Source organism: Rhodococcus sp. ZPP, assembly GCF_017656075.1.
Lineage (GTDB): Bacteria > Actinomycetota > Actinomycetes > Mycobacteriales > Mycobacteriaceae > Rhodococcus_F > Rhodococcus_F oxybenzonivorans.
Map to the genome: position 1 here is coordinate 2,727,671 of NZ_CP058638.1, position 25,400 is coordinate 2,753,070.

Annotated in this window: 22 protein-coding genes; 12 read left to right on the plus strand and 10 right to left on the minus strand. The window is 66.4% G+C overall.

Annotated features, from left to right (window positions below; translation table 11 throughout):
- Positions 1 to 54 precede the first annotated feature (54 nt).
- Entirely contained in the window at positions 55 to 825 is a 771-nt protein-coding gene (locus HYG77_RS12910; protein ID WP_208962853.1) for a putative protein N(5)-glutamine methyltransferase, read from the minus strand.
- Between the two features lie 260 nt (positions 826 to 1,085).
- On the opposite strand from HYG77_RS12910, the gene HYG77_RS12915 reads away from it, so the two are divergent.
- Together HYG77_RS12915 and HYG77_RS12920 are read left to right on the plus strand one after the other, a co-directional pair.
- Entirely contained in the window at positions 1,086 to 1,493 is a 408-nt protein-coding gene (locus HYG77_RS12915) for a DUF732 domain-containing protein (protein ID WP_109326287.1), read from the plus strand.
- Positions 1,494 to 1,649: 156 nt separating this feature from the next.
- Positions 1,650 to 2,615 (plus strand): pirin family protein, encoded by a 966-nt coding sequence (locus tag HYG77_RS12920; RefSeq protein ID WP_208962854.1) that lies wholly within the window; start codon positions 1,650 to 1,652, stop codon positions 2,613 to 2,615.
- Between the two features lie 59 nt (positions 2,616 to 2,674).
- Here HYG77_RS12920 and HYG77_RS12925 read toward each other — a convergent pair whose 3' ends face one another.
- Together HYG77_RS12925 and HYG77_RS12930 are read right to left on the minus strand one after the other, a co-directional pair.
- On the minus strand, positions 2,675 to 3,025 hold the full coding sequence (locus HYG77_RS12925; protein WP_208962855.1) for a hypothetical protein: 351 nt from the start codon (positions 3,023 to 3,025) through the stop codon (positions 2,675 to 2,677).
- A 1-nt stretch (position 3,026) separates the two neighbouring features.
- Positions 3,027 to 4,040: a hypothetical protein gene (locus HYG77_RS12930; protein ID WP_244461298.1), complete on the minus strand. Its 1,014-nt coding sequence runs from the start codon at positions 4,038 to 4,040 to the stop codon at positions 3,027 to 3,029.
- A 230-nt stretch (positions 4,041 to 4,270) separates the two neighbouring features.
- On the opposite strand from HYG77_RS12930, the gene leuA reads away from it, so the two are divergent.
- From leuA to HYG77_RS12945, 3 genes are all read left to right on the plus strand, one after another.
- Positions 4,271 to 6,079, plus strand: a complete 1,809-nt coding sequence (gene leuA / locus HYG77_RS12935; protein WP_109326280.1) for a 2-isopropylmalate synthase — start codon at positions 4,271 to 4,273, stop codon at positions 6,077 to 6,079.
- A gap of 444 nt (positions 6,080 to 6,523) precedes the next feature.
- Positions 6,524 to 12,010: a biotin carboxylase N-terminal domain-containing protein gene (locus HYG77_RS12940; protein WP_208962856.1), complete on the plus strand. Its 5,487-nt coding sequence runs from the start codon at positions 6,524 to 6,526 to the stop codon at positions 12,008 to 12,010.
- A gap of 153 nt (positions 12,011 to 12,163) precedes the next feature.
- Positions 12,164 to 12,541 (plus strand): SHOCT domain-containing protein, encoded by a 378-nt coding sequence (locus HYG77_RS12945; RefSeq protein WP_109326276.1) that lies wholly within the window; start codon positions 12,164 to 12,166, stop codon positions 12,539 to 12,541.
- A gap of 53 nt (positions 12,542 to 12,594) precedes the next feature.
- Here HYG77_RS12945 and HYG77_RS12950 read toward each other — a convergent pair whose 3' ends face one another.
- Positions 12,595 to 13,488 carry a LysR family transcriptional regulator gene (locus HYG77_RS12950; RefSeq protein ID WP_208962857.1) on the minus strand — a complete coding sequence of 298 codons (894 nt, stop codon included), beginning with the start codon at positions 13,486 to 13,488 and terminating at the stop codon, positions 12,595 to 12,597.
- 72 nt (positions 13,489 to 13,560) lie between these two features.
- Here HYG77_RS12950 and HYG77_RS12955 point away from each other — a divergent pair, with 72 nt between their 5' ends.
- The 5 genes from HYG77_RS12955 to HYG77_RS12975 all read left to right on the plus strand — a co-directional run bounded on the left by HYG77_RS12955 (position 13,561) and on the right by HYG77_RS12975 (position 17,507).
- On the plus strand, positions 13,561 to 14,478 hold the full coding sequence (locus HYG77_RS12955; protein WP_208962858.1) for an EamA family transporter: 918 nt from the start codon (positions 13,561 to 13,563) through the stop codon (positions 14,476 to 14,478).
- A 25-nt stretch (positions 14,479 to 14,503) separates the two neighbouring features.
- The gene (locus HYG77_RS12960; RefSeq protein ID WP_109326273.1) at positions 14,504 to 15,757 is read left to right on the plus strand and encodes a MurT ligase domain-containing protein; all 1,254 of its coding nucleotides are present in this window, start codon (positions 14,504 to 14,506) and stop codon (positions 15,755 to 15,757) included.
- The gene (locus tag HYG77_RS12965; protein ID WP_109326272.1) at positions 15,750 to 16,460 is read left to right on the plus strand and encodes a glutamine amidotransferase; all 711 of its coding nucleotides are present in this window, start codon (positions 15,750 to 15,752) and stop codon (positions 16,458 to 16,460) included. Before HYG77_RS12960 ends, HYG77_RS12965 begins: the two co-directional genes overlap by 8 nt.
- A 280-nt stretch (positions 16,461 to 16,740) precedes the next feature.
- Positions 16,741 to 17,184, plus strand: a complete 444-nt coding sequence (locus HYG77_RS12970) for an SRPBCC family protein (protein ID WP_109326271.1) — start codon at positions 16,741 to 16,743, stop codon at positions 17,182 to 17,184.
- Positions 17,181 to 17,507 carry a metalloregulator ArsR/SmtB family transcription factor gene (locus tag HYG77_RS12975; protein WP_159918921.1) on the plus strand — a complete coding sequence of 109 codons (327 nt, stop codon included), beginning with the start codon at positions 17,181 to 17,183 and terminating at the stop codon, positions 17,505 to 17,507. The genes HYG77_RS12970 and HYG77_RS12975 overlap by 4 nt, the downstream gene beginning before the upstream one ends.
- A gap of 125 nt (positions 17,508 to 17,632) precedes the next feature.
- Here the strand turns inward: HYG77_RS12975 and HYG77_RS12980 are convergent, their stop codons facing one another.
- From HYG77_RS12980 to HYG77_RS13000, 5 genes are all read right to left on the minus strand, one after another.
- Positions 17,633 to 19,105 carry an MFS transporter gene (locus HYG77_RS12980; protein ID WP_109326265.1) on the minus strand — a complete coding sequence of 491 codons (1,473 nt, stop codon included), beginning with the start codon at positions 19,103 to 19,105 and terminating at the stop codon, positions 17,633 to 17,635.
- 76 nt (positions 19,106 to 19,181) lie between these two features.
- Entirely contained in the window at positions 19,182 to 19,751 is a 570-nt protein-coding gene (locus tag HYG77_RS12985) for a TetR family transcriptional regulator (RefSeq protein WP_109334819.1), read from the minus strand.
- A gap of 17 nt (positions 19,752 to 19,768) precedes the next feature.
- Positions 19,769 to 20,377 carry a recombination mediator RecR gene (recR, locus tag HYG77_RS12990; RefSeq protein WP_109326261.1) on the minus strand — a complete coding sequence of 203 codons (609 nt, stop codon included), beginning with the start codon at positions 20,375 to 20,377 and terminating at the stop codon, positions 19,769 to 19,771.
- A gap of 9 nt (positions 20,378 to 20,386) precedes the next feature.
- On the minus strand, positions 20,387 to 20,701 hold the full coding sequence (locus HYG77_RS12995) for a YbaB/EbfC family nucleoid-associated protein (protein ID WP_230990069.1): 315 nt from the start codon (positions 20,699 to 20,701) through the stop codon (positions 20,387 to 20,389).
- Positions 20,702 to 20,877: 176 nt separating this feature from the next.
- The gene (locus HYG77_RS13000) at positions 20,878 to 21,312 is read right to left on the minus strand and encodes an SRPBCC family protein (protein ID WP_109326256.1); all 435 of its coding nucleotides are present in this window, start codon (positions 21,310 to 21,312) and stop codon (positions 20,878 to 20,880) included.
- A gap of 245 nt (positions 21,313 to 21,557) precedes the next feature.
- Between HYG77_RS13000 and HYG77_RS13005 the strand changes: the two genes are divergently transcribed.
- Positions 21,558 to 23,009, plus strand: coding sequence for an FAD-binding oxidoreductase (locus HYG77_RS13005; RefSeq protein WP_208963370.1), 1,452 nt, complete (start codon positions 21,558 to 21,560; stop codon positions 23,007 to 23,009).
- Positions 23,006 to 24,307: a class I SAM-dependent methyltransferase gene (locus tag HYG77_RS13010; protein WP_109326246.1), complete on the plus strand. Its 1,302-nt coding sequence runs from the start codon at positions 23,006 to 23,008 to the stop codon at positions 24,305 to 24,307. Before HYG77_RS13005 ends, HYG77_RS13010 begins: the two co-directional genes overlap by 4 nt.
- Here HYG77_RS13010 and HYG77_RS13015 read toward each other — a convergent pair.
- Positions 24,252 to 25,379, minus strand: a complete 1,128-nt coding sequence (locus HYG77_RS13015; RefSeq protein ID WP_244461299.1) for a type IV toxin-antitoxin system AbiEi family antitoxin domain-containing protein — start codon at positions 25,377 to 25,379, stop codon at positions 24,252 to 24,254. The genes HYG77_RS13010 and HYG77_RS13015 overlap by 56 nt on opposite strands.
- Positions 25,380 to 25,400 lie beyond the last annotated feature (21 nt).

The window sequence follows — 25,400 nt, forward strand, 5'->3', positions numbered from 1 at the left end:
AGAGCAGAACGCAGCTGCGCCCCGCGAGGTCGGTCCAGCATTGTGTCGAGGCGCTCACGACCGCGTTCCGACGACGACGGTGGCACCGAGCTCGGCGGAGGACTCGACTCGCGCGCTCAACCCCGCGTCGGTGAAGGCCTGGACTGTCCGCGTTGCCTGGCTCTCACTTGTTTCGATCAGGAGGTGACCGCCGGGGCCGAGCCAGTGCTGCGCCCCGGCCGCCACTCGCCGCTGAATGTGCAGGCCGTCGGCACCACCGTCGAGTGACACCCGCGGCTCGTGCAGTCGCGCCTCGGGGGGCATCAACCGAATCGCCTCGGTCGGCACATATGGAGCGTTGGCCACCAGAACATGGACCTGTCCGCGCAAGGACGCAGGCAACGGGTCGTAGAGGTCGCCCTCGAACACGCGCTCCGCGGGCATGTTACGACGAGCGCAGCGGACCGCGGCAGGGTCGATATCGACCGCATACAACTCGGGGGAATCGATAAGGGCGGCGAGCGCAATTCCGACCGCTCCCGACCCACAGCACAGGTCGACCACGACAGCACCTTCACGCATCAAAGCCGCCGCCCGGTCGACGAGGAATTCGGTACGCCGGCGAGGCACGAAAACCTCGGCGTCGACCGCTATTCGCAGACCGCAGAACTCTGCCCAGCCGAGCACGTGTTCCAGTGGCACACCGGAAACGCGCCGCTGGACCATCGACACGAGGTTCGTCCGATCACTCGCGGCCGCGAGGATCAACCGTGCTTCATCTTCGGCGAAAACGCAGCCGGCAGAGCGCAATTCATGAACGAGAGCATCTTCGACGGAAACTGACATGAGAGTGCCTTTCGGATTGCCGATGGGCGCTCTCTCGGCCACCTCAGGTCGGCACCACCGCGCGGTCGCGGGGTGAGAGCACCCGGACTGAACTGACGAACACGGGTCTCACCTCCTCGAACCACTCCGACTGGAGAGGGCAACACTACCTGCCGGGCACCCGGGCGAACAGGCGAACGCCGCGAACACACACCGCGTGCTCTCGCCGCACGGGCGATACGATCGTCGCCGCACCAGCCTCGAAAGGACTCCGTCACCACATGCGCCGCACTCTTGCTCTGACCGCCCTCACCCTCTGCTCCGCGACATTCCTGACCGCCTGCGGTGGGGACAGCGCCGATTCCGCGGCACCGGAGTCGAGCACGACCTCCGCCGCTGCCAGGACCACCGCCGCCTCCGCACCGGGAAAGCGCATCTTCGCGGTCGCCGACGACCCCGCCACCGCCGCCGATTACCTGACCTATTTGAGGTCGATGAACCAGAACGTCACCAACGACGAGACCGCGGTGCACCAGGCCGGCGAAATCTGCACCGCCCTCGACGCCGGCAAACCCCTCGACCGGGTGCGCGAGGAGTGGACGCCCATGCTCTCCGCCGACGGCGTCTACTACTACATCATCGGTGCCATCACCCGGTACTGCCCCGACCACGAGGGCGTCCTCAACTGAGGGCGCTTCGCGCCCCGTGAGTGGTTAACGAGTCTCTGCACTCGTCAACCACTCACGGGCGGCGGAGCCGCCTGCGCGGGAATACCTGCGCACCGCCGGTGTTACACCTCGTAAGGTAGTTGAAGAATCAATTACACGAGTTCGAGGAGACACCCGATGCCTGCCGTGACTGTCGACAACATCCTTGCCCTGCCGCGTATCGACGCCCCTGCCCCGGGCGCCGTCGACCGGCCGGTCCGCTCCCTGACCACGGCTCCGGTCGGGTACGAGGGCGAGGGCTTCCCCGTTCGCCGCGCCTTCGCCGGCATCGATCTGGCCGCGCTCGACCCCTTCATCCACATGGACCAGATGGGTGAGGTGAACTACGCGCCCGGCGAACCCAAGGGAACGCCGTGGCACCCGCATCGTGGGTTCGAGACCGTGACCTACATGATCGACGGAATCATGGAGCACCAGGACTCCAACGGGGGCGGCGGCACCATCGGCGGCGGCGACACGCAATGGATGACGGCCGGTGGTGGCATCCTCCACATCGAGACCCCGCCCGAGCACCTGGTCATGAGTGGTGGGCTCTTCCACGGCGTCCAATTGTGGGTGAACCTGCCCCGCGACAACAAGATGGCCGCACCCCGCTATCAGGACATCACCGGGCAGAAGGTGGCCCTGCTGTCCTCCCCCGACGGCGGCGCCCTGGTGCGGGTCATCGCGGGCGAGGTGGACGGACACTCCGGCCCGGGCTCGACATACACCCCGATCAGCCTGGTTCACGCGACCGTTGCCCCCGGGGCGAGCCTGACGCTGCCGTGGAATCCGGAATTCAACGCCCTTGCGTACGTCCTCGCCGGTGAGGGCCTGGTCGGTTCGGAGCGCAGGCCGTTCCGGATGGGGCAGACCGCCGTCTTCGGACGCGGCGACACCCTCACCATCGCCGCGGCAGACACCCAGGACTCGCGTACCTCCTCGCTGGAGGTTTTCGTCCTCGGCGGCAAGCCGATCCGCGAGCCGGTGGCCATGGCCGGACCGTTCGTGATGAACACGAAGGCCGAGGTAATGCAGGCGTTCGAGGACTTCCAGGCCGGTCGCCTGGGATCCATCCCCGCGGCACACGAGACACTGGGCTAGCCATGGCCCGTCGCGACGATCCAGGCAGGTGAACGCGGACTCCGGTGTTCTCTACGTCTTCAGGGACGCCGGATCTTCGCGTCGATGCGGCGGATTCGGAGATCGTTCTGCGGTATGTGGAAGGTCTCGATCACCCGCACGGTCACGAGGGTTCGGCCGAACAGCCCGGCGTCCAGGAGATAATCGGCTGTGACGTCGTCCCCGGCCACCGACCACGCCACCTCACGAACGGCGCGGATCAGACGGAACTGCGGACCTCGGGACAGACTGCGGCGCAGATGGTTTCCGGAGAACCCCGTCTTGAATCCCGCCTCGTAGCGGGCGGCCCGGGGAGCGAGGGGCACCGCGTTCCCATCGTGACTGACCAACGCATCCAGGTACGCCTGGGCCACCTCGACCTGAGTGTTCATGTCAGTAGTCGAACATTTCTGCCGCGGCGAGCACCAGCATTTGCGCCTCTTCGCAGTCACGCGCCGTTGCCGCCACCGAGGCCGTCAGTCTGTTGCCGCGTCGGGCCATTTCGCTCATCGGGCTGTGTTGCACGTTGGTGTCGACAACGTCCCCGGGATAGAAGTAGTAATGGCATTCGAGCGCGTCCTCGAAGAAGGCGAACGACTCTCCGTCGATCTCGACCACCTCCGGCCCCCCGGTCCGCGGCGGTGGGGTGGACAGGGCGAACCGCACGGATGCCTCGTCACCGCGTCCGAGGGTCAAGCGGCACTCGTACGGCCGACTGCCCGGGGCGAACGTCGTGATCTCGAGTTCGGTCACGTTTTCGACCACCCGGCACGGGTCTTGCTGCGCCAGTGGGATATTCGTGGTACCCCGCGGAGTCGAATGCAGCCTGGCCGTCACCGCCGCGAGGACGGCGCTCGCCTCAGCGCAGTCGTCACCGGCAGCCGGCCTCACCACACCGGCAGCTCCGTCGAGATAGGAGACGTGACCCCAGCGCTGCGCGGCGACTCCCGGAACCGGCGGCAGCGAGAAGTAGAGCGTGCACGTACCGGGCAGCGGCGACAGCGCCGGGCGCACCTCGATGCCACCGGCGGCGCGGCCGCGGCCGACTCCCTCGGACGGTTCACGCTCCCCCACCACCACCTCGATCCAGGACGGATCGACGGGTGTACCGCCGGGCGGGATCACCTCGGCATGGCACGTCGACAGGTCGCCTGCCGGACCGTATGCGGTGAGGACGCCGAACGACGCCACCCCGGCTGCGTCGAGCAGTCCGCACGGTTCGACGGCTCTGGCCGCCGCAGCCACCGCGAGCTCTGCGCGGACGAAGTCGCTGACAGGCCGGCCGTAGACCGGTGCACCCACCCCGGCGACACGCGGCGAGCCGTCCACGTTCACCCCGCAGGACAGGGCACACGCTGCGAGAACGATGACGAGAACCACCGGAGTGACCCGCGAGATGTGACGCACTGCACCTCCCTCGCTCGACGTGTCGAACGGCGGCACATCCGGAAACGTGCCGAACCCCTACACACGGAGAATAGGCTCAGGAGTAGAGTGCTCGTTATGCATCGCGCACTTCTCCTTGGTTGCCGCGACGGGGTCTGATCCAGACTGGCTTCCCGTCGCGGGGTTCTCGTGCGCCGGTCGACACAGCCGTTGGGCTCACAAAGTCCGCAACGAATCTGGAGATCAATCCCATGTCCCCCGCTGACGCTTTCACCACCGGAACGCGCACCATCACGCCGCCTTCCAAGCCTGCTCCCGCCGACCAGCCGGCGTGGAACACCCAGAAGAACTCGTCGATGCCGACGTTCCGGTATCGCTCGTTCGCCGAAGAAGTGGAACCGGTGTCGCTGCCGGACCGCACGTGGCCCGACAAGACCATCGACCGCGCCCCTCAATGGTGTGCGGTCGATCTCCGCGACGGCAACCAAGCCCTGATCGATCCCATGAGCCCGGCCCGCAAGCGGCGCATGTTCGAACTGCTCGTGCGGATGGGGTACAAGGAGATCGAGGTCGGATTCCCGTCGGCCAGCCAGACGGACTTCGACTTCGTCCGTGAGATCATCGAAGACGGCGCGATCCCGGCTGACGTCACAATCCAGGTGCTCACGCAGTCGCGCCCCGAGCTGATCAAACGCACATTCGAGGCGTGCGAGGGCGCCGAGAAGGTGATCGTGCACTTCTACAACTCCACCTCCATCCTGCAGCGCCGAGTGGTGTTCAAGGCCGAGCGCGACGTCATCAAGAAGATCGCCACCGATGCGGCCGCTCTGGCCCTGGAAGAGGCGAAGAAGTACCCGGACACGCAGTGGCGCTGGGAGTACTCGCCCGAGTCGTACACCGGCACGGAACTCGAGTACGCCAAGGAGGTGTGCGACGCCGTCACCGAGGTCTTGCAGCCCACCCCCGAGAACCCGGTCATCCTGAACCTGCCGGCCACCGTCGAGATGGCCACGCCCAACGTGTACGCCGACTCGATCGAGTGGATGCACCGCAACCTGGCCCGCCGCGACTCCGTCATCCTCTCGCTCCACCCCCACAACGACCGCGGCACGGGTGTCGCGGCCGCGGAGCTGGGCTATCAGGCGGGGGCCGACCGCATCGAGGGATGCCTATTCGGCAACGGCGAGCGCACCGGCAACGTCTGCCTGGTCACGCTGGGTCTGAACCTGTTCACCCGCGGCGTCGACCCGCAGATCGATTTCTCGAACATCGACGAGATCCGCCGCACGGTGGAGTACTGCAACCAGCTGCCTGTCCACGAACGCCACCCGTACGGCGGCGACCTCGTGTACACCGCCTTCTCCGGCAGCCATCAGGACGCCATCAACAAGGGCCTCGACGCCATGAAGATCGACGCCGACTCCCAGGACGCCGACGTCGACGACATTCAGTGGGCGGTTCCCTACCTACCGATCGATCCCAAGGATGTGGGCCGCACCTACGAGGCGGTCATCCGCGTCAACTCGCAGTCGGGCAAGGGTGGCGTCGCCTACATCATGAAGGCCGACCACGGGCTGGTGCTGCCGCGCCGGCTGCAGATCGAGTTCTCCCAGGCGGTCCAGCGGATCACCGACGGCGAGGGCGGCGAGGTGTCCCCGAAGGAAATGTGGGACGTCTTCCACGAGGAGTACCTCGCTCCGATCACCCCGCTCGAGCGGATGAAGCAGAAGGTCACCGCGTCCGAAGAGGACGGCGGCACCGACTCCATCACCGCAACGGTCAAGGTGAACGGCAAGGAACAGGAAATCTCGGGTTCGGGCAACGGCCCGCTCGCCGCGTTCGTCGACGCGCTCGCCACCATCGACTTCGATGTCCGGGTGCTCGACTACTCCGAGCATGCGATGTCGGCGGGTGACGACGCCCAGGCCGCTGCGTACGTCGAGTGCGCCGTCACCGCGCCTGACGGCCGGAGCACGGTGGTGTGGGGTGTCGGTATCGCCACGTCGATCACCACGGCGTCGCTGCGCGCCGTCGTCTCGGCGGTCAATCGCGCTCACTGACCGATTCGTCCGTATCGCCGCGAGTGCGCCCCGTGCGCGCTCGCGGCGTTCGCGTTTTCCGGGCCTCTGCGCCGGCGTATCGAACCGCTCGGTAACTTGACGTGAAAGTGCGCTGCGGCGTGACGTTTTCGTCGTTCGCCCCGAAACTCACGACGTGACAATGCGTTACAGGTAACTTCTTGAACACTTGACAAACCGAACGTGACCCGCGCTGAAGTTACGCGCGGGTACAAAAAATCGACGTTATGCTCCAGTTCCCGGGCATCGGGTCCTGCAGAGTGGCAGGACCCGATGATCGCATTCGGGGCACCTCTGGAGGGGACGAGTGGGTTGTGCAGGGGTGCGTGTGTCCGCGAAGGCGGCACCCAGTCCACGGCGGATATGGCCTTGGCCATCGAAACACTCTGCGGATCAATGAGTTTTACGGAAACGGAGCGCTAACTGATGTTCAAGCGAATAGCGATTGTCAATCGCGGCGAGGCTGCGGTCCGCCTGATTCGAGCCGTGCGTGAACTGAATGCCGAGCACAACTACGGCATCACGACAGTTGCACTGCACACCGAGGCGGAGCGCCGCGCGATGTTCGTGCGCCAGGCCGACGAAGGTGTGTGCTTGCGCACAGTCAAGAGCGGAACGGCCTACCTCGACCACGCCGAGCTGGCCCGCGCCCTGCGCGAGAGCAAGGCCGACGCCGTGTGGGTGGGCTGGGGCTTCGTGGCCGAGGATCCCGCTTTCGTCGAGGTGTGCGAACAGCTGGGTATCACCTTCATCGGTCCGCCCGCTGAAGCGATGCGTCTGCTCGGTGACAAGGTGGAGGCCAAGCTCCTCGCGGAGAAGGTGGAGGTCCCGGTCGCGCCGTGGAGTGGTGGACCCGTCGCCACCCGCGCCGACGCACGTCGCCACGCGCAGGCGATCGGCTATCCGCTCATCATCAAGGCCCGCAGTGGTGGCGGTGGCCGCGGCATCCGCAAGGTGTGGTCCGAGGACGAACTCGAACTCGCGCTCGAGCGCACCCAGGGTGAGGCCCAGCGGTCGTTCGGCGACCCCGTCGTCTTCATCGAACGACTGGTCACCGATGCGCGCCACGTCGAGGTACAGGTCATTGCCGACAACTTCGGCAACGTCTGGGCTCCTGGTGTGCGTGACTGCTCCATCCAGCGCAAGAACCAGAAGGTCATCGAGGAGTCCAGCTCGCCGCTCCTCACCGCAGAGCAGTCGAATCACCTCCGCACCGTGTCGAGCGAACTCGTGCGTGCAGCCGGATACCGCGGCGCAGGCACTGTGGAGTACCTCTACCAGCCGGAGCAGAAGACCTTCACCTTCCTCGAGGTGAACACCCGGTTGCAGGTGGAGCACCCCATCACCGAGGCCACCACGGGAATCGACCTGGTGAAGTTGCAGATCCTCGTGGCCAGCGGCGAACCCCTCGTGGGTGACTGCCCGCCCGAGTTCGGCCACGCCGTCGAAGCCCGGCTCAACGCCGAAGACGCCGCCAACGGATTCGCACCCGCCCCCGGCGCGGTGCAACTGCTCAAGTTCCCGCTCGGCAGCGGCCTGCGCGTCGACACCGGCATCGCGCAGGGCGACGTCATCCCGCCCGACTACGACTCCATGGTCGCCAAGGTCATCGCCTGGGGCCGCGACCGCTCCGAGGCACTGGCCCGGCTGCGCACGGCGTTGCGGGAGACCACGGTCGTGCTGCGCGGCGGCACCACCACCAAGTCCTTCCTGCTCGACCTGCTCGACCGCGAAGAGGTCATCACGGCGTCCGCCGACACCGGCTGGCTGGACCGCACCGACGCGGGCACGTCCAACGTGCCGTCCCGCACCGCTGATGTCGCGCTGATCGCCGCCGCCATCGATGTCTACGACGCCGAGGAGAAGCTCGAGCGTCAGGCGTTCCTTTCGTCTGCCCGCGGTGGGCGACCCCGCGCCGGCCACGCCATCGGCCGCAAGGTGGAGCTCAGCTACCAGGGTCAGGCGTACGGACTCACCGTCACGCAGGTCGGCGCCCACCGCTACCGCGTCGACGGGGACGCCCCCGAGACCGAGGTCGAGGTGGACCGGCTCAGCGAGTTCGAGAGCCGCCTGGTGATCGGCGACCGCCGCCATCACGTCGTCTCCGTCGCGGGACGCGCCCAGTACCTCGTCGAGGTCGACGGCATCAGTCACCAGATCAGCCAGGACGAGGCCGGTGTCGTGCGCGCCCCCGCCCCGGCGGTCGTGGTCGCGGTGCCGGTGTCCGTCGGTGACGAGGTCGAGGTCGGCGCCACCTTGGTCGTCCTCGAGAGCATGAAGATGGAAACCGCGGTCCGCGCGCCCGTCGCCGGCCGGGTCCGGGAAGTGCTGGCCATGGTCAACTCGCAGGTGGACGCCGGAACGGCGCTGCTGCGGGTGGAGGAAAGCTCCGACGAGTCCACGGCGCAGCAGTCGCCCCGCGTCGAATTCGATCTCGGCGCCCCGGCACCCCACGGTGACCCGCGCCTCGATGCCCTTGCGCAGATCGATGCGCTCGGCGCGCTGCTCACCGGGTACGACGTCAGCGCGAAGCGGGCCGGTGTGCTGCTCGCCCAGTACGAGAAGCTGCGGGCACAGATCGCCGGGGATCCCGACCTCGTGCAGGCTGAACTGGCGCTGCTCACCACGTTCGCCGACATCTGCGAGATCGGCCGTAACCGTCCGACGGTGGCCGAGGAAGACGGCGACGAGCGGGTGCACAGCCCGCGCGAGCATTTCCACACCTATCTCCACACCCTGGACGTCGAGCTCGAGGGGCTTCCGGAGTCCTTCCAGACCCGGTTGTCGCGCGCTCTGCGCCACTACGACGTCACCGATCTCGAGCGCACCGCCGAGCTCGAGGAAGCGGTCTACCGCCTCTTCCTCGCGCAGCAGCGGATGGATAATCAGGTTCCCGTCATCGCCGCACTGCTCGACCGCTGGCTCAACGACGGCAACGCACCCGGTCGCGCCCCGAGCGGACTCGGTGAGGTGCTGGACCGGTTGATCGTCGCCACCCAGGTCCGCTACCCGGTGATCGGCAACGTCGCCCGCAACGTCCGCTTCCGCTTCTTCGACGAGCCGCAGATCCGCAAGGCCCGCGAACAGGTGTACGACGGTGTCCGCGGCAGCCTCGAGTACCTCGCCGAGCATCCCGGCGCCGGCGACTACCAGGAACGTCTCGAGGCGCTGGTCGCCACCCCGCAGTCGCTGACCGAGCTGCTCGGACAGCGCGTCGCCCGCAAGAGCGCCACCGTGGGCCCGCTGCTCGAGGTGGTCACCCGCCGCTACTACGACATCCGCACGCTCGAAGACGTCGCAGCGTTCGATCGTGGCGGACGGCACTTCGTCACCGGCAACTTCGACCTGCTCGGGGAGCGTCTGCACCTCGTGTCGGCCGTCGCCGACTATGCCGAACTGCCCGGTGCTCTCACCGAAATCGGTGACGTCGCCTCGGAGACCCCCGACAATCTCGTCCTCGACCTGTACCTGTCGTGGTCCGAGCCGCCGGCCGATCCCGACACGATGTCGGAGGACCTGCGCAAGACGCTGGCGACGCTGCCCCTGATCGCCTCCTGCCGCCGAGTCACGGTGTCCGTCTTCGGTGGCGTCGGCCTCGACGTCCGCAAGTTCACCTACCGGCCGGACGCGGGTGTGCTCGCGGAAGAGGCACTGATCCGGGACATGCACCCGCTCACCGGTCAGCGCTTCGATCTGTGGCGCCTGAAGAACTTCGAAGGCACCCGCCTGCCCGCGGCGGCGGACACGTTCCTGTTCCACCTGGTGTCGCCCGAGAACCCCACCGACGAGCGCCTCATCGCACTCGCCGAAATCCGCGACATCACCCCCGTCCGCAACGAGGACGGCCAGGTGATCGGCGTTCCCGCTGCCGAGCGCGTGCTCCAGTCCTGCCTCGACGGCATCCGGCGAGCTCAGGCGGCCCGTGGCAGCAAGCGCAAGCTCGACGCCAACCGCGTCGTGCTGTACGTATGGCCGAAGATCGACGCTCCGGTGGAAGACCTGCAGGAATTTGCGCGGGTCGCGGCCCCGCTCACCGCGGGCGCCGGACTCGAGGAGATCACCGTGATCGCCCGGCTCCAGGGCCCGGCCGGAACGGAGTCGCAGGAGAAGGCACTGCGATTCTCCTACCGCACCGGCAGCGGCGTCGTCGTCAAGGTCACCGACCCGCCGACCGAGCCGCTGCAGCCGCTCGACGCGTACACCCAGAAGGTCCGCAGTTCCCGCGCCCGCGGCACCGTCTACCCGTACGAGCTGATTCCCCTGCTCACCGGTCGCGACGGAACCTTCGTCGAGCACGACCTGGACGAGTCGGGCCGACTGGTTCCGGTGGACCGTCCGTACGGACAGAACCGCGCCGGCCTCATCGTCGGTCTGGTCACCGCCCGCACCGAACGGCACCCCGAGGGCATGACCCGGGTCGCGCTCTTCGGCGATCCGACCAAGGCGCTGGGCACCGTCGCCGAAGCCGAGTGCGCGCGTCTCGTAGCGGGCGTCGACCTGGCCGAGGAGCTGGGTGTGCCGGTCGAGTGGTTCGCGTTGTCGTCCGGGGCGACGATCTCCATGGACAGCGGTACCGAGAACATGGACTGGGTGTCTCGCGGCTTGCGTCGCATCATCACGTTCACGCAGAACGGTGGCGAGGTCAACGTGATCGTGGCCGGCATCAACGTCGGCGCGCAGCCCTACTGGAACGCCGAAGCCACGATGCTGATGCACACCAAGGGCATCCTCGTGATGACGCCCGACAGCGCCATGGTGCTCACCGGTAAGAACTCGCTCGACTACTCGGGTGGTGTCTCGGCCGAGGACAACTTCGGTATCGGTGGCTACGACCGCGTCATGGGACCCAACGGCGAGGCGCAGTACTGGGCTCCCAACCTGCCCGCGGCCTGCCAGATCCTGTTCGCCCACTACGACCATGCGTATGTGGTTGCCGGGGAACGGTTCCCGCGTCGGGCCCACACCGCCGACCCCATCGGCCGCGACGTGCGCACCTTCCCGCACGTCCACCCGTCGAGCGACTTCACCACGGTCGGTGACATCTTCTCGGCAGAGACGAACCCGGAACGCAAGAAGCCGTTCGACATTCGCACCGTGATGCGGGCGCTCGTCGACCAGGACCACCAGGTGCTGGAGCGGTGGGCCGACATGGCGGACGCGGACACGTCCGTCGTCATGGATGCGCACCTGGGCGGTTACCCGGTGAGTGTCATCGGCATCGAGTCGCGGGCCATCGCCCGTAAGGGATGGTCGCCGGCCAACGGCCCCGACCAGTGGACCGCCGGAACGTTGTTCCCGCAGTCGTCGAAGAAGACGGCGCGGGCAATCAACGCCGCCAGCGGAAGCCGTCCCCTCGTCGTGCTGGCCAACCTGTCCGGCTTCGACGGGTCCCCCGACTCGCTGCGGCACATCCAGCTCGAGTACGGCGCCGAAATCGGCCGCGCCATCGTTAATTTCGACGGCCCGATCGTATTCTGCGTCATCTCCCGCTACCACGGCGGCGCGTTCGTCGTGTTCTCCGGAGCGCTCAACGACAACATGGAAGTTCTCGCCGTCGAGGGTTCCTTCGCGTCGGTGCTCGGTGGCGCGCCCGCCGCGGCCGTGGTGTTCACCCGCGAGGTCAACTCGCGGGTGGCCGCCGACCCGACGATCCGGGAACTCGAGGCCAACCTGGCCGGCGCCCAGACCGACGCCCAGCAGGCTCACCTGCGCGTCGAGCTGGCCGCCCAGCAGGCTGCGGTCCGCAACGAGAAACTCGGTGAAGTCGCCGCCGAGTTCGAGGCCGTGCACAACATCCAGCGCGCTCAGCAGGTCGGCTCCGTCGACGCGGTCATCCCCGCCGTCGAACTCCGCCCCTACATCATCGGTGCCGTCGAGCGCGGTATGCGACGAGCGGTGGAATCAGCAAGCTAGAACGACGCGACACGGCCGCGGCACCTACGGGTGTCGCGGCCGTGTCGTGTACTGGGCCATACCCATTTCACCTGTTTCGGATGACGCGGGCGGTGCCGGAAGCTGCGATAGTCGGCGCAGACTTCCTTCGACTGTGTGAAATGGAGCGCTGCAATGGACTCGTTCTGGGACTTCCTCTGGGTAATCATCACCACGTTCGCCTTCGTGGCCTACCTGATCCTGCTGTTCTCCATCATCACCGACCTGTTCCGCGACCATAAGTCGTCGGGCTGGGCCAAGGCCATCTGGATCATCTTCCTGTTCATCGTCCCCTTCCTGACCGCGCTGGTGTACCTGATCGTGAAGAGCGACGGCATGGCGCAGCGGTCGATGGCCGCGGCTCAGCAGGTCAAACAGGCGCAAGACAGCTACATTCGCGAGGTCGCGGGCAAGTCGTCGGCGGAGCAGATCGCGGACGCGAAAGCGTTGCTCGATGCCGGAACCATCAACCAACAGGAGTACGAGACGTTGAAGGCGAAGGCGTTGGGCTGATCACTGGCCACTTCGCGAGGGGGACCCGCTTTCGAGCGGGTCCCTTTGCCATGTCAGTCCGTGACCTCCGCCGCGACGTCCCGGAACGCCTGAAGCACCGTTGCGACGGCAGGAATGGCATCGGCCGCCGGACGACGAGCCAGTTCGTAGATGCGCGCCGCCCGGACACCGGCAAGGGGCAACCGGACCACCGACGGGTGGGTCACGGCATGGCGGGCCAGCAGCGCGACACCGTGCCCGCCGGCCACCAGTTCCTCGATGACCCGGAAGTCGTTGATACGCATCACCACCCGCGGCTGCACTCCGGTTGCCGCGGCCACCGACAGCAGGACGTCGTCGACGGGGAATCCGCCGCGCACGCTGATCCAGCTCTCGTCGGCCAACTGTTCCGGTCGCACCGAATTCTGCCCCGCGAAACGATGACCGGGCGGCAGGATCAGATCGATCGGCTCACGCATGAGCGGTTCGGCGGTCACCCGAGGTGACGACGTGTCGGCGGCACGCTCATCCCGGTGAGTGAGAACCACGTCGTAGTCGGCGAGCAACGTCGGCAATGCCGACGACGGCAAATCCTCGTCGCGCGGCTGCACGTCCACACCGCTTCCGGCGAGGACGTCGAGCAGCCGGGGCAGCAGCAACGCGGCGCCGGACGGAAACAGCGCCACCCGGACACGACCTCGCGGCGACCCCCGGTAGGCGTCCATCTCCGCTGCTGCCCGGTCCAGGGCGGCCAGGACGTCGTCGGCCCGCACCACGAGGGCCTGTCCGGCGTCGGTGAGCCGCAGGCGCCGGCCGTCGGGTTCGAGTAGGGTCACGCCTGCTTCCCGCCCCAGGATCTTCAATTGCTGCGATACGGCGGACGGGGTCATCGACAATGCCGCGGCAGTGGCGGCCACCGTCCCTCGGTCCGCCAGCTCACGCAGGACTCGCAAGCGGGTCGCATCCATGAAGTAAAACTACATGGACAATGCGCTATAAAGTGCTTGTCCTGATGGTTCGGCAGGCTCACGATGGAGCACATGACCACCCGCGATCGGCTCCTCGGACTTACCGTCGTCGTGTTGTGGGGTCTGAACTTTCTCGCCATTCGCGCCGGTCTCGATCACTTTCCGCCGTTCTTCTTCGCGGCAGTGCGCTTTCTCCTCATCGCGATCCCGGTGGTCTTGTTCGTTCCGCGGCCGCAGGTCCCCACCACATGGCTGCTGCTCTACGGCACCGGCTTCGGAGTCGGGCAGTTCACGTTCCTGTTCTGGGCCATGCATGCCGGGATGCCCACCGGGCTGGCATCACTGGTCTTGCAGTCGTCGGCGCCGTTCACCGTCGTACTGGGCGCAATCCTGCTCCGCGAGCGACTGCGGCCGGTGCAGGTGGGTGGGCTCCTCGTGGCGATGTCGGGGATGGCGCTCATTGGCTGGGACCGGTCCCAGCACGCCGCCCTCCTCCCCGTGGTTCTGACGTTGCTCGCCGGCCTGTCGTGGGCGCTGGGCAACCTCGGAAACCGAAAGGCGGCCTCCGACCAGCCGATGCGCCTGATGCTGTGGATGTGCGTCATTCCCCCGCTGCCCATGCTCGCACTCTCGTTCGCGGTCGAAGGACCCTCGTCCGGCTGGGACGCGCTGACGTCTTCGCTTCACGGCAACGGCCCGCTCGCGCTCGCCGGACTCGCCTACATCGTGATCCTCGGCACCATCGCCGGCTCCGGCCTCTGGACGGCTCTGCTCAGCCGCTATCCGGCGGGCACCGTCGCACCGTTGTCCCTCCTCGTTCCCGTTGTCGGCATCGGGGCAGCGTGGCTGGTGCTGCACGAGGAACCGAGCGCCGTGTCGCTGGCCGGTGGAGCGGTGGTCATCGCCGGTGCGGCAGCCACCCAGATGAGCGGCAAGGCACGCCAGGGACCATCTCCGCACGTCCGTCCACCGGCGCGAGTCGGCGTCTGACCGGACCCTGTGCAAAACTCGCGGAGTGAGTACTGGAACTGGGATCACGACACGCGGCAAGGTCGCCCTCCGGGCAGCAGCGGCCGCCTCCTGGGCATCGCAGAAGGCGGGACGCGGCAAGGGCTCGATGATCGGCGGATTGATCGCCCTGAAGATCGACCCCACGCTGATGGAACAGCTCGGTCGTAGCCGCCGCACCGCGGTGATCACCGGCACCAACGGCAAGTCGACCACCACCCGGATGACGGCCGCCGCGCTCTCGACCCTCGGCGAGGTGGCCAGCCAGGCCGACGGCGCCAACATGGACGCCGGGATCGTCGCGGCTCTGAGCAACCGAGTGCACGCACCCCTCGCCGCACTCGAGGTCGACGAACTGCACGTCCCCCATGTCAGTGACGCGGTCGATCCCGAAGTTCTGGTGTTCCTCAACCTGAGCCGCGACCAGCTCGACCGCGTAGGCGAGATCAACATGATCGAGCGCAAACTCCGCGCCTGCGTCGCCGCGCATCCCGAGGCCACCGTCATCGCCAACTGTGACGACGTTCTCGTCACGTCGGTGGCCTACGACGCGAAGAACGTCGTCTGGGTGGCAGCGGGCGGCGGCTGGGCCAGCGACGCCGCGAGCTGTCCGCGCACCGGTGAGCCGATCGTCTGGGAAGGCCCGCACTGGCGCAGTACCGGTTCCGACTTCGCGCGCCCCACCCCCGACTGGTGGCTGGACGAGGAGAACCTCTACGGGCCGGAGGGCCTGAAGATTCCCATGACGCTGGCATTACCCGGCCGCGCGAATCGAGGCAACGCTGCCCAGGCAGTGGCCGCCGCAGTCGCGATGGGCGCGAAAGCCGAGGACGCGGTCGCCGCCGCAGCCACCGTGCAAGAAGTGGCCGGCCGCTACAGCACCGTCGAAGTCGGGCCCCATTCGGTCCACATGCTGCTCGCCAAGAACCCGGCCGGCTGGCAAGAGGCGCTGTCGATGATCGACCCCACCGTCGACGGACTGGTGATCGCGGTCAACGGTCAGGTACCCGACGGTGAAGACCTCTCGTGGTTGTGGGACGTGCGTTTCGAGCACTTCGAAGGCGTCAAGGTGGTGGCCGCGGGCGAACGCGGTACCGACCTCGCCGTGCGCCTCACCTACGCGGGCGTCGACCACACCCTCGAACCGAATCCTCTGCGCGCCATCGCTTCCTGCCCGCCGGGACGTGTCGAGGTGCTCGCCAACTACACCGCATTCCGCGACCTGAACAACGCCATCGCGAAGGAGGCGCGCAATGTCTGACTCCACCGTGCGCATCGGACTGGTACTCCCCGACGTCATGGGCACCTACGGCGACGGCGGCAATGCTCTCATCCTGCGGCAGCGACTGCGCATGCGCGGATACGACGCCGAGATCGTCGAAATCACCCTCAACGACCCGGTCCCCGAATCGCTCGACGCCTACACCCTCGGCGGTGCCGAGGACTCGGCCCAGCGGCTCGCGACCCGCCACCTCACCAAATATCCCGGACTCCAGAAGGCCGCCGAACGCGGTGCCCCCGTGCTCGCGATCTGCGCCGCCATCCAGGTACTGGGCAACTGGTACGAGACATCGAGCGGCGAACGCGTAGACGGTGTGTCGATGCTCGACGTCACCACCTCTCCGCAGGCCACCCGGTCCATCGGCGAGGTGATCACCAAGCCCCACCTCGACGGCTTGACTCTGCCGCTCACAGGATTCGAAAATCACCGCGGTGGAACGACTCTCGGCCCCGACGCGCGCGGCCTCGCCCGCGTGAACCACGGCGTCGGGAACGGGGTCGGAGATGGACAAGAGGGCGTCGTCCAGGGTTCCGTGATCGGCACGTACATGCACGGACCGGCGCTGGCCCGCAATCCCGAACTCGCCGACCTCATTTTGAAGCGAGCCCTCGGCGTCGACGAACTCCCCACCCTCGACCTCCCCGAAGTCGAGCAGCTGCGCCGGGAACGCCTGCGCGTGTAGTCCGGCGGGAGTAGTCCCACGCTGCGCCGATCGAACCCTCTGACCCGGGACGGGTCCGAGGGCGGTTCCCTGTGCCGACAATGCCGTCCATTCGTCGTTCTGCACTGCGACGATCCCGCCGATCTTCGCGGCGCGATCGGGCGGCAGAAATCACACACAGCCTCTCCACAGGCTGTGGATAACCGTCAGTGGCGTCACTTGATGCAACCGTTGGGTTGCAGAAATCGAGTGGGCATGCAACCATTGAGTTGCAGAAACCGCGCGAAGGAAGGTAATCGACATGGATTCGACGAGCATCACCCGAAGCGTTGTCATCAGCGCCCCGCGATCGACAGTCTGGGCTGCCATCACCGACGCCGACAAGGTCGCCCAATGGTTCGGACAGCAGGCCGAGATCGACCTCGCCGTGGGCGGCAGAGCAGAGTTCACCTGGGACGGGCACGGAACGTCCCGCGCGATCGTGACCGAGGTCGACGAGCCGAACTGCTTCGGTTTCCGCTGGGCGGCCGACAGAGACACCGATCCCGTGGAAGGCAATTCGACGCTGGTCCGGTTCACCCTCGCCGAGCACGAGTCGGGAACCGAGCTGACGGTGACCGAGACTGGATTCGACACCCTCGACCGCGACGCGGACGCACGGAACCAGCAGCGCGAAGGCAACATCCAGGGTTGGCACGCCGAACTCGACGAATTGGTCGCCTACCTACATGGCGTGAAGGCATGACCGTGGGCACCTATACCGAACTCGCTTCGGTGTTCGCGGCCCTGTCCGACGAAACCCGCTGGGAGATCCTGACCGAGCTCGGACGGGCAGATCATTCCGCGTCGTCCCTCGCCACCCGACTGCCGGTGTCGAGGCAGGCGATCGCCAAGCATCTCACCGCCCTGCAGGCCTGTGGGTTGGTCGAATCGGTGAAGGTGGGTCGGGAGGTCCGCTATCGGGCGCTCGGCGCCGAACTCGGCAAGACGGCCCGGACGCTGGAGCGAATCGGTGCCGAGTGGGACCGACGGCTGGCAGCTATCAAGAACATCGCAGAATCGATGTAAGGACCCCAGACAGGGGTTCGGCCGGGAATGCTTCTGCATTCTCGGCCGGATCTCTGCTTCACGAGTTTTCTCTGCTCACAGGTACATTTCCTCGATCCGCACTACTTACGATACCCCCGAGTGATCTACGTCACAAGCGGTTCCATCACATTTTTTTGCGACCGGACATGACCCGGCAACGCGAGCGAGACGGCGAACACCAAGACGGCCAACACCGCACACACCCCGTACGCCAGCGAGAATGACCCTGAAGTGGCGGTCCCGCCCACCACGCCGGCCGCGAGAACCGACGCGACCACTGCGCTGCACATGGTGGTGCCCATCGTCCGCAGCAGGACGTTCACACCATTGGCCGCGGCCATCTGGGTCGCGGGCGCGGCGCGCACGATCAGCATCGGCAGCGTGCTGTAGACCAGTGCCGTGCCGATGGCCGCGACACCCAACGCCGTGATCACCAACCACAACTCCTTACCCGGCACAGCATGTAGCGAGTAACCGGCAACGAGACACACGGCTCCGGCGAGGATCGTCACCTTCGACCCGAACCGCGCGGTCACACTCGCCCCGACCTGGGCGAAGACGATCATCGACAGACTGGTGGGCAGCTGGCACACCGCAGCCTGCAGGATCGTCAGTCCGTATCCGGCTCCACTCCGCGGCGCCTGTAGCAGCTGTGTCGTGATGAGCGCGTTGCCATAGAAGGCGAACCCGACGAGAAGTGCGGTTCCGTGCGGCAGGAGAACCGACCGGCGTGCAGAGACTCGCAGGTCTATCAGCGGATTCCGGTTACGCAACTGCTGGTAGCCCCACAACGCGAACAGAAACACCGAAGACGCGAACATGCCCAGCACCGCGGGACTCGACCAGCCCCACGAACTGCCCTGCGTGATCGGCACCAGCAAGCTGACCAGTGCGGCCGTCAGCCCGACCGCGCCGACCCCGTCGAAGCGTCCGCCGGAGCGCACCGCCGATTCGCGGATGAACAACGCCGCCGCCGTGGTGACCGCCAACCCGATCGCTGCGATCACCCAGAAGAGAACGTGCCAATGGGAGTATTCGGCGATGGCAGCCGCGAACGGCAGGCCCAGGGCCGTGCCGATGCCGAGGGTGGAACTCATCATCGCGATTGCGCGGTGCACCTTCTCCGGCGGCAGTTCGTCGCGGAGGATCGAAATACCGATCGGGATAACCGCGCCGCCGACGCCCTGCAGTCCGCGCGCGAAGATCAGCAGTCCGATGTCGGAGGTCACCGCGCACAGCACTGCGCCCAGCGTCATGATGACGAACGCCGCCATCAGCATTCGCTTCTTTCCATACATGTCCGCGAGGCGCCCGAAAATGGGAGTGACCACCGCGCCGACGAGCAGAGTCGCCGTGATCAGCCAGGACACCGACGTCGTCCCGGCGCCGGTGAACGCCGGCATGCTCGGGAGCAGCGGCACCATCACCGTCTGCAGTACAGCTTGGAACACCCCGGCGAAGGCGAGAATGGGGAGAAGGAATCGGGATCCAACTGGGAGGGACTGCGGCTCGGCCGCCGCGCGTGCCGACGACGCCCGCGGCATCGAAGACAACGGCCGTGGCAACGAAATCGTCACGCGTCACCCCCGTACAGTTGGTAAATGGCTGTTCACCACTTTAGGTGAACAGCCATTTACCACGCAAGCCGAACTGTCAGGGGTCGAGCAGCTGCTGCACCAGGGGGGCGTAGTGCGCCACCACCTCCTCCGGCGAACCGGAGGCATACTCCTGCATCATCTTGCGGCGCATCACCGCGAGACCGGTCAACATCGACATCACCAGTTCCGCGCGCAGCCGCGCATCCGGACCGGTCAAGCGTGTCGCCAACGCATCGATCATCTGCGAGGAGTAGTTGGCGCGCAGCTTGCGGCCCCGCTCCTCGCTGGCCCCGCTCATGAACAGAATGTTCAACGACAGCGGTTTGTACGATTCCATCGGACGCGCGAACATCGACACCATTCGCTCGCCCAGCCCATCCAGTGGGCCATTGAATATCATGTCGGCGGCCCCCCGGAAATCGACGAGGGTGTCGAACAACTGCTCTTTGGACCCGAAGTATTTGATGATGAGCGGGGCGCTGACCCCCGCATCGTCGGCAATGTCTTTGAGAGTGATCTCCCGATAGGGCCTGGTGGCGAATGCCCGCCCCGCCGCATCGACGATGAGCGACCTCGACTGCTCGGCTGTGCGTTTCGCAGGTGCGGTCGCAGTGCGTTCGGGCATCGCGGTCGGCTCGGACGTCACAGTGTGCGTCTTCCGGACAACGCTCGGCCCAGGGTCAGTTCGTCAGCGAACTCGAGGTCGCCGCCCATCGGCAGCCCCGATGCGAGCCGACTGACCGTCAGCCCCGGAAAGTCCCGAAGCATGCGCACCAGATACGTGGCGGTGGCCTCACCCTCGGTGTTGGGATCGGTGGCGATGATGACCTCGGAGACGTCGACCCCGTCCTCCTGATTCGCGATGCGCCCCAGCAACTCTCGAATGCGAAGCTGGTCGGGGCCGATACCCGACAGGGGGTCGAGGGCACCCCCGAGTACGTGATAGCGACCCTTGAACTCACGGGTCCGCTCCACCGCCTGCACGTCCTTCGGTTCCTCCACCACACAGATCACCGTGCGGTCCCGACGGGGGTCGGCGCAGATCCGGCAGTACTCCTTGTCGGATACGGTGCCGCACACCACGCAGAACTGAACGCCGTCACGGACCCGCTCCAAGGCGTTCTCGAGCCGCTGAATCTCGGAAGGTTCGACGCTGAGCAGGTGAAACGCGATGCGTTGGGCACTCTTCGGCCCGACACCGGGCAGCTTGCCGAGTTCGTCGATCAGGTCCTGGACCGGCCCCTCGTACACGCCGGACCTCTAGAAGCCGGGAAGACCGGGCAGGCCTCCGCCCAATCCACCTGCCAGCGGACCGAGCTTCTCCGCCGCGATCTGCTGCGCCTTGTTCGACGCGTCCTCGATGGCGCCGATCACCAGGTCCTGCAACGTTTCGACGTCGTCGGGATCGACGACCTTGGGGTCGATCTTCAGACCGACTACTTCACCTGTGCCTTTGACGGTCGCAGTGACGAGTCCACCACCGGCCTGCCCGGTGACCTCGGCTTCGGCCATCTCCTGTTGCGCGGCCATCAGCTGCTGCTGCATCTGCTGTGCCTGCGCCAGAAGCTGCGACATGTCGGGCTGTCCACCTGGTTGCACTGACGTGGTCCTTTCTGCGGTTACCCTGCCAGCGTAGACGGTCGCCGCCGAGGTGGCCTCACGCCGACGAACCAGGCAGCACGCACCACCTCACGGGCAGTCGCGAGCGGCCTCATCCCCCTGCCCGGCAGGGGCCGGGCAGGAAGGGACGGTCAGGCGAGTTCACGCTCCAGATTGGCGAGTACCGTTGCCTGGATCTTCTTCAGGCCCAGCGGGGCGAAGGTCTTCTCGAAGAAGCCGCCGATGCCGCCCGCACCCTTCCATTGTGTGGTGGTCGTGACGGTCGAGCCGGACCCGCTCGGTACGACCACCCAGGTAGTGACGAGCGAAGAATTAGCATCCGTCTCCGTGATCGTGTCACCTGCCACGGTGACGGTCGCCTTGATGTCACGCGACCGCTTCTCGGTGGCCTTCAACGTCCACTGCGCCACGGTGCCGGTGCCCTGCCCGCCCTCGAGAACGCGGTAGTCCCGGTAGTGCTCCGACAGGATGCGGGGACGCACCGTCTCGTAGTCCGACAAGGCCGCAAGCACCTTCTCCGGCGTGGCTGCGACGGTAATCGAACTGCTCGCGCTGACCTGGCCCACTGTTCTGACTCCTCTAGTACGGTTCGTACGGCATCTTCCCTCACCATCCTGCCTCTCGAATGCGGACATCGGTGACGGCGCAGCAATCGATTGTGAGCTAGGTCACCGGATCGCTGTCACGACCCGCGCGTTGGTGAGACATTTGTGTGAATCTTCGGCCCGCCGCGGCGATATGCGTGGCTTCAATCCGCCGAGAGGGATAGCGTCAGGGTGTGGCTGCCTCTTCGGTTGAACTACTGAAAAGCATGCGGGCGGGTGGACGCCCCTCCCGTGCGCATCGCACATCGCCCCTGACCGGGATCGATGCTCACCGCGCCGGTGTCGAACGGTTACTCGCGTCGTATCGCGCGATCCCTTCGGACGCCGACGTACGACTCGCCAAGAAGACGTCCAATCTGTTTCGGGCTCGCGCACACACCACCGCCCCAGGACTCGATGTCTCCGGCCTCGGCGGGGTCATCTCCGTCGATCCGCAGGCGCAGACAGCAGATGTCGCGGGGATGTGCACGTACGAGGACCTCGTGGACGCCACCCTGCCGTACGGGCTGGCACCGCTGGTGGTTCCGCAGCTCAAGACAATCACTTTGGGGGGCGCGGTAACCGGGCTCGGGATCGAGTCGACGTCGTTCCGCAACGGCCTGCCCCACGAGTCCGTGCTCGAGATCGATGTTCTGACCGGCAGCGGCGACATCATCACCGCCACGCCGGAGGGCCGGCACTCCGATCTGTTCTGGGGTTTCCCCAATTCGTACGGCACACTGGGATATTCGACCCGCCTGCGAATCCAGCTCGAGCCCGTCAAACGGTATGTGGCACTGCGACACCTGCGTTTCGACTCACTCGACGAACTGCAGTCGACGATGGACCGGATCGTCGGCGACCGGACCTACGACGGAATCCCCGTCGACTACGTGGACGGCGTCGTGTTCACCGCATCCGAAAGCTATCTGACGCTGGGCAACCAGACCGACGAGGGCGGTGCGGTCAGCGACTACACCGGTCGCAACATCTTCTACCGGTCCATTCAGCACGCTTCGGTGAACCATCCCAAAACGGACAAATTGACGACCCGAGATTACCTGTGGCGGTGGGACACCGACTGGTTCTGGTGCTCGCGTGCGTTCGGCGCGCAGAATCCGACGATCCGCAGGTTGTGGCCCAAGGAGCTTCTCCGTAGCAGCTTCTACTGGAAGCTCATCGCGCTCGACCACAAGTACGACATCGGTGACCGTCTCGAGAAGCGGAAGGGCAATCCCCCACGTGAGCGGGTCGTGCAGGACGTGGAAGTACCCATCGAGCGCACCGCCGACTTCGTTCGATGGTTTCTCGACGAGATCCCCATCGAACCGTTGTGGTTGTGCCCGTTGCGCTTGCGTGAACCTGCGCCCGCCGGAGCGTCGTCGCAGCGACCGTGGCCTCTCTATCCCCTCGAACCGAAACGCACCTATGTGAACATCGGCTTCTGGTCGTCGGTGCCCATCCGGCCCGGAGAGCCCGAAGGGGCGGCCAACCGGCTCATCGAGGACAAGGTCAGCGACTTCGACGGACACAAGTCCCTCTACTCTGACTCCTATTACTCACGAGCGGATTTCGAGCGCCTCTACTACGGCGGCGATCGATACACCGAACTGAAAAAGCACTACGATCCCGATTCCCGGTTACTGGACCTCTTCTCCAAGGCGGTGCAACGTCGATGACAACTCTGAAAGCTCCCCGCACACAAGACCGGAAGCTGACCATCGCGGAGATTCTCGAGACTCTCTCCGACGGCATGCTCCCGTTGCGGTTCACCGCATACGACGGCAGTGCCGCCGGACCCGAGGATGCGCCCTACGGCCTGCACCTCAAGTCCACCCGCGGAACCACGTACCTGGCAACCGCCCCCGGTGATCTCGGGATGGCCCGGGCCTACGTGTCCGGCGACCTCGAAGCACGCGGCGTCCACCCCGGCGACCCCTACGAGATTCTCCGGGTCATGGGTGACGAACTGCATTTCCGTCGTCCGTCGGCGCTGACGCTCGCGGCCATCACCCGTTCGCTCGGTTGGGACCTCTTACGGCCCATCGCCCCTCCCCCGCAGGAACATCTCCCGCGGTGGCGTCGCGTCGCCGAAGGCCTGCGGCACTCCAAGGCGCGCGACGCCGAAGTGATCCACCACCACTACGACGTCTCGAACACCTTCTACGAGTACGTCCTCGGTCCCTCCATGACGTACACGTGCGCGTGCTACGAGAACACCGAGCAGACCCTGGAAGAAGCGCAGGACAACAAGTACCGGCTGGTGTTCGAGAAGCTCGGCCTCCAGCCTGGTGACCGGCTGCTCGACATCGGGTGCGGCTGGGGTTCGATGGTTCGGTACGCGGCCCGGCGCGGCGTCAAGGTCATCGGCGCCACCCTGTCGCGCGAGCAAGCCGAGTGGGCGCAGAAGGCCATCGCCGAAGAGGGCCTGTCCGACCTCGCCGAAGTCCGGTTCTCCGACTACCGCGACGTGCCCGAAACCGGCTTCGACGCCATCTCGTCGATCGGCCTCACCGAGCACATCGGCGTCGGCAACTACCCCGCCTACTTCACCCTGCTGAAAGACAAACTGCGGGAGGGCGGGCGGCTTCTCAACCACTGCATCACCCGTCCCGACAATCGCAGTCAGGCGCGCGCCGGTGGCTTCATCGACCGGTACGTTTTTCCCGACGGCGAACTCACCGGCTCGGGTCGCATCATCTCCGAGATCCAGAACGTGGGCCTCGAAGTCCGGCACGAGGAGAACCTGCGCGAACACTACGCACTCACCCTCGCCGGGTGGTGCCAGAACCTCGTCGACAACTGGGACGCCTGCGTCGCCGACGTGGGTGAAGGAACCGCACGCGTATGGGGCCTCTACATGGCCGGGTCGCGGCTCGGGTTCGAACGCAACGTCGTGCAGCTGCACCAGGTCCTCGCCGTCAAGCTCGGGCCGAAGGGTGAAGCGCATGTCCCGCTCCGCCCGTGGTGGTCATAGGCGGCTCCGCCGCCCGTGAGTGGTTAGGAGTCTCTGCACTCCTTAACCACTCACAAGCCCGGCAGGACCTCTCGCCCGGCCTCACCCACCCCTCCCGCACCAGGACGGTCTCCACTTCGCGGGCCACCACGCACGCACTCTTCGTCACCTCGTCGAACCCGTAGACAAGCCGCGGCCTTCCCTGTAGTTCTGCTGCATTGTCGCGTCGACGATCCCGGAAGGCGACCTCCGCCATGGCGTGCGCACGGCGACCGTCGAGTCGCACGATGAGCGGCACACCGTGATCGGAGTAGTCGCAGTCCTCGAACAGGGTGCGTCCGTCCACGACCACCGGCGACTGCCGTCGGGCGCGCGGCAAACCGTGCGCATCCTCGACGTCGGTGGCGTAGCGGTACTCGAGGATCGACTGGACGCCGTCGGCCAGCAGTCGCACCGCGTCCGCGAGTGCCTTGCGGTATCGGCGTGGCCGTCGCTCCTCCATGCGTCGTCGGATGTCGCGCAGAGGGATCCGGGCATTGGTCGCGATAGCGATGAGCCGGGTGGAGGCGTCCCGTGCCGTGGGTTCGGCGATCGCAACATCCAGAGCCGTGTCCGCCCTTGCCGTCCGGGGTTGGTCAGTGTCGATGGCGATGTAATCGTGCGCCCTCGACCGGTGCACGACCACTCCCGAATGGACGACAGTTCCTTCGCGGTGGCACAAACTGACCGACGCGAGGCCCGCGCCGACAACGGTCGGCGGCTGGGAAATGGCCGATCTCTTATAGGGAACGGTGATGTGCACGGGGCGCGCCGGCTCGACACGAATCATGTGCCATTCCTCGGCGGCGGTGTGGTGGCTGAGGACTGCGCCTCTGCCTCCGAAGAGCAGCGCGGCTTCCAGTGACATCTCACGAGTGATCGGTCCGTTGCTCACCGAGTAGACACCGTGGAGCACTGCTTGCCATCGACCGGATTCGACGCGGTGCCGGACTCTGCTGCGGGGAAACCCGAGGGCGTGGAGCTGCGTGTGGGTGATCAGGCCGAACTGCTTCTCGGCGACGTCTTTCAGGGCGGCGAATTTCGTAACTGTCATACCGGGCACGATCACCGAGAC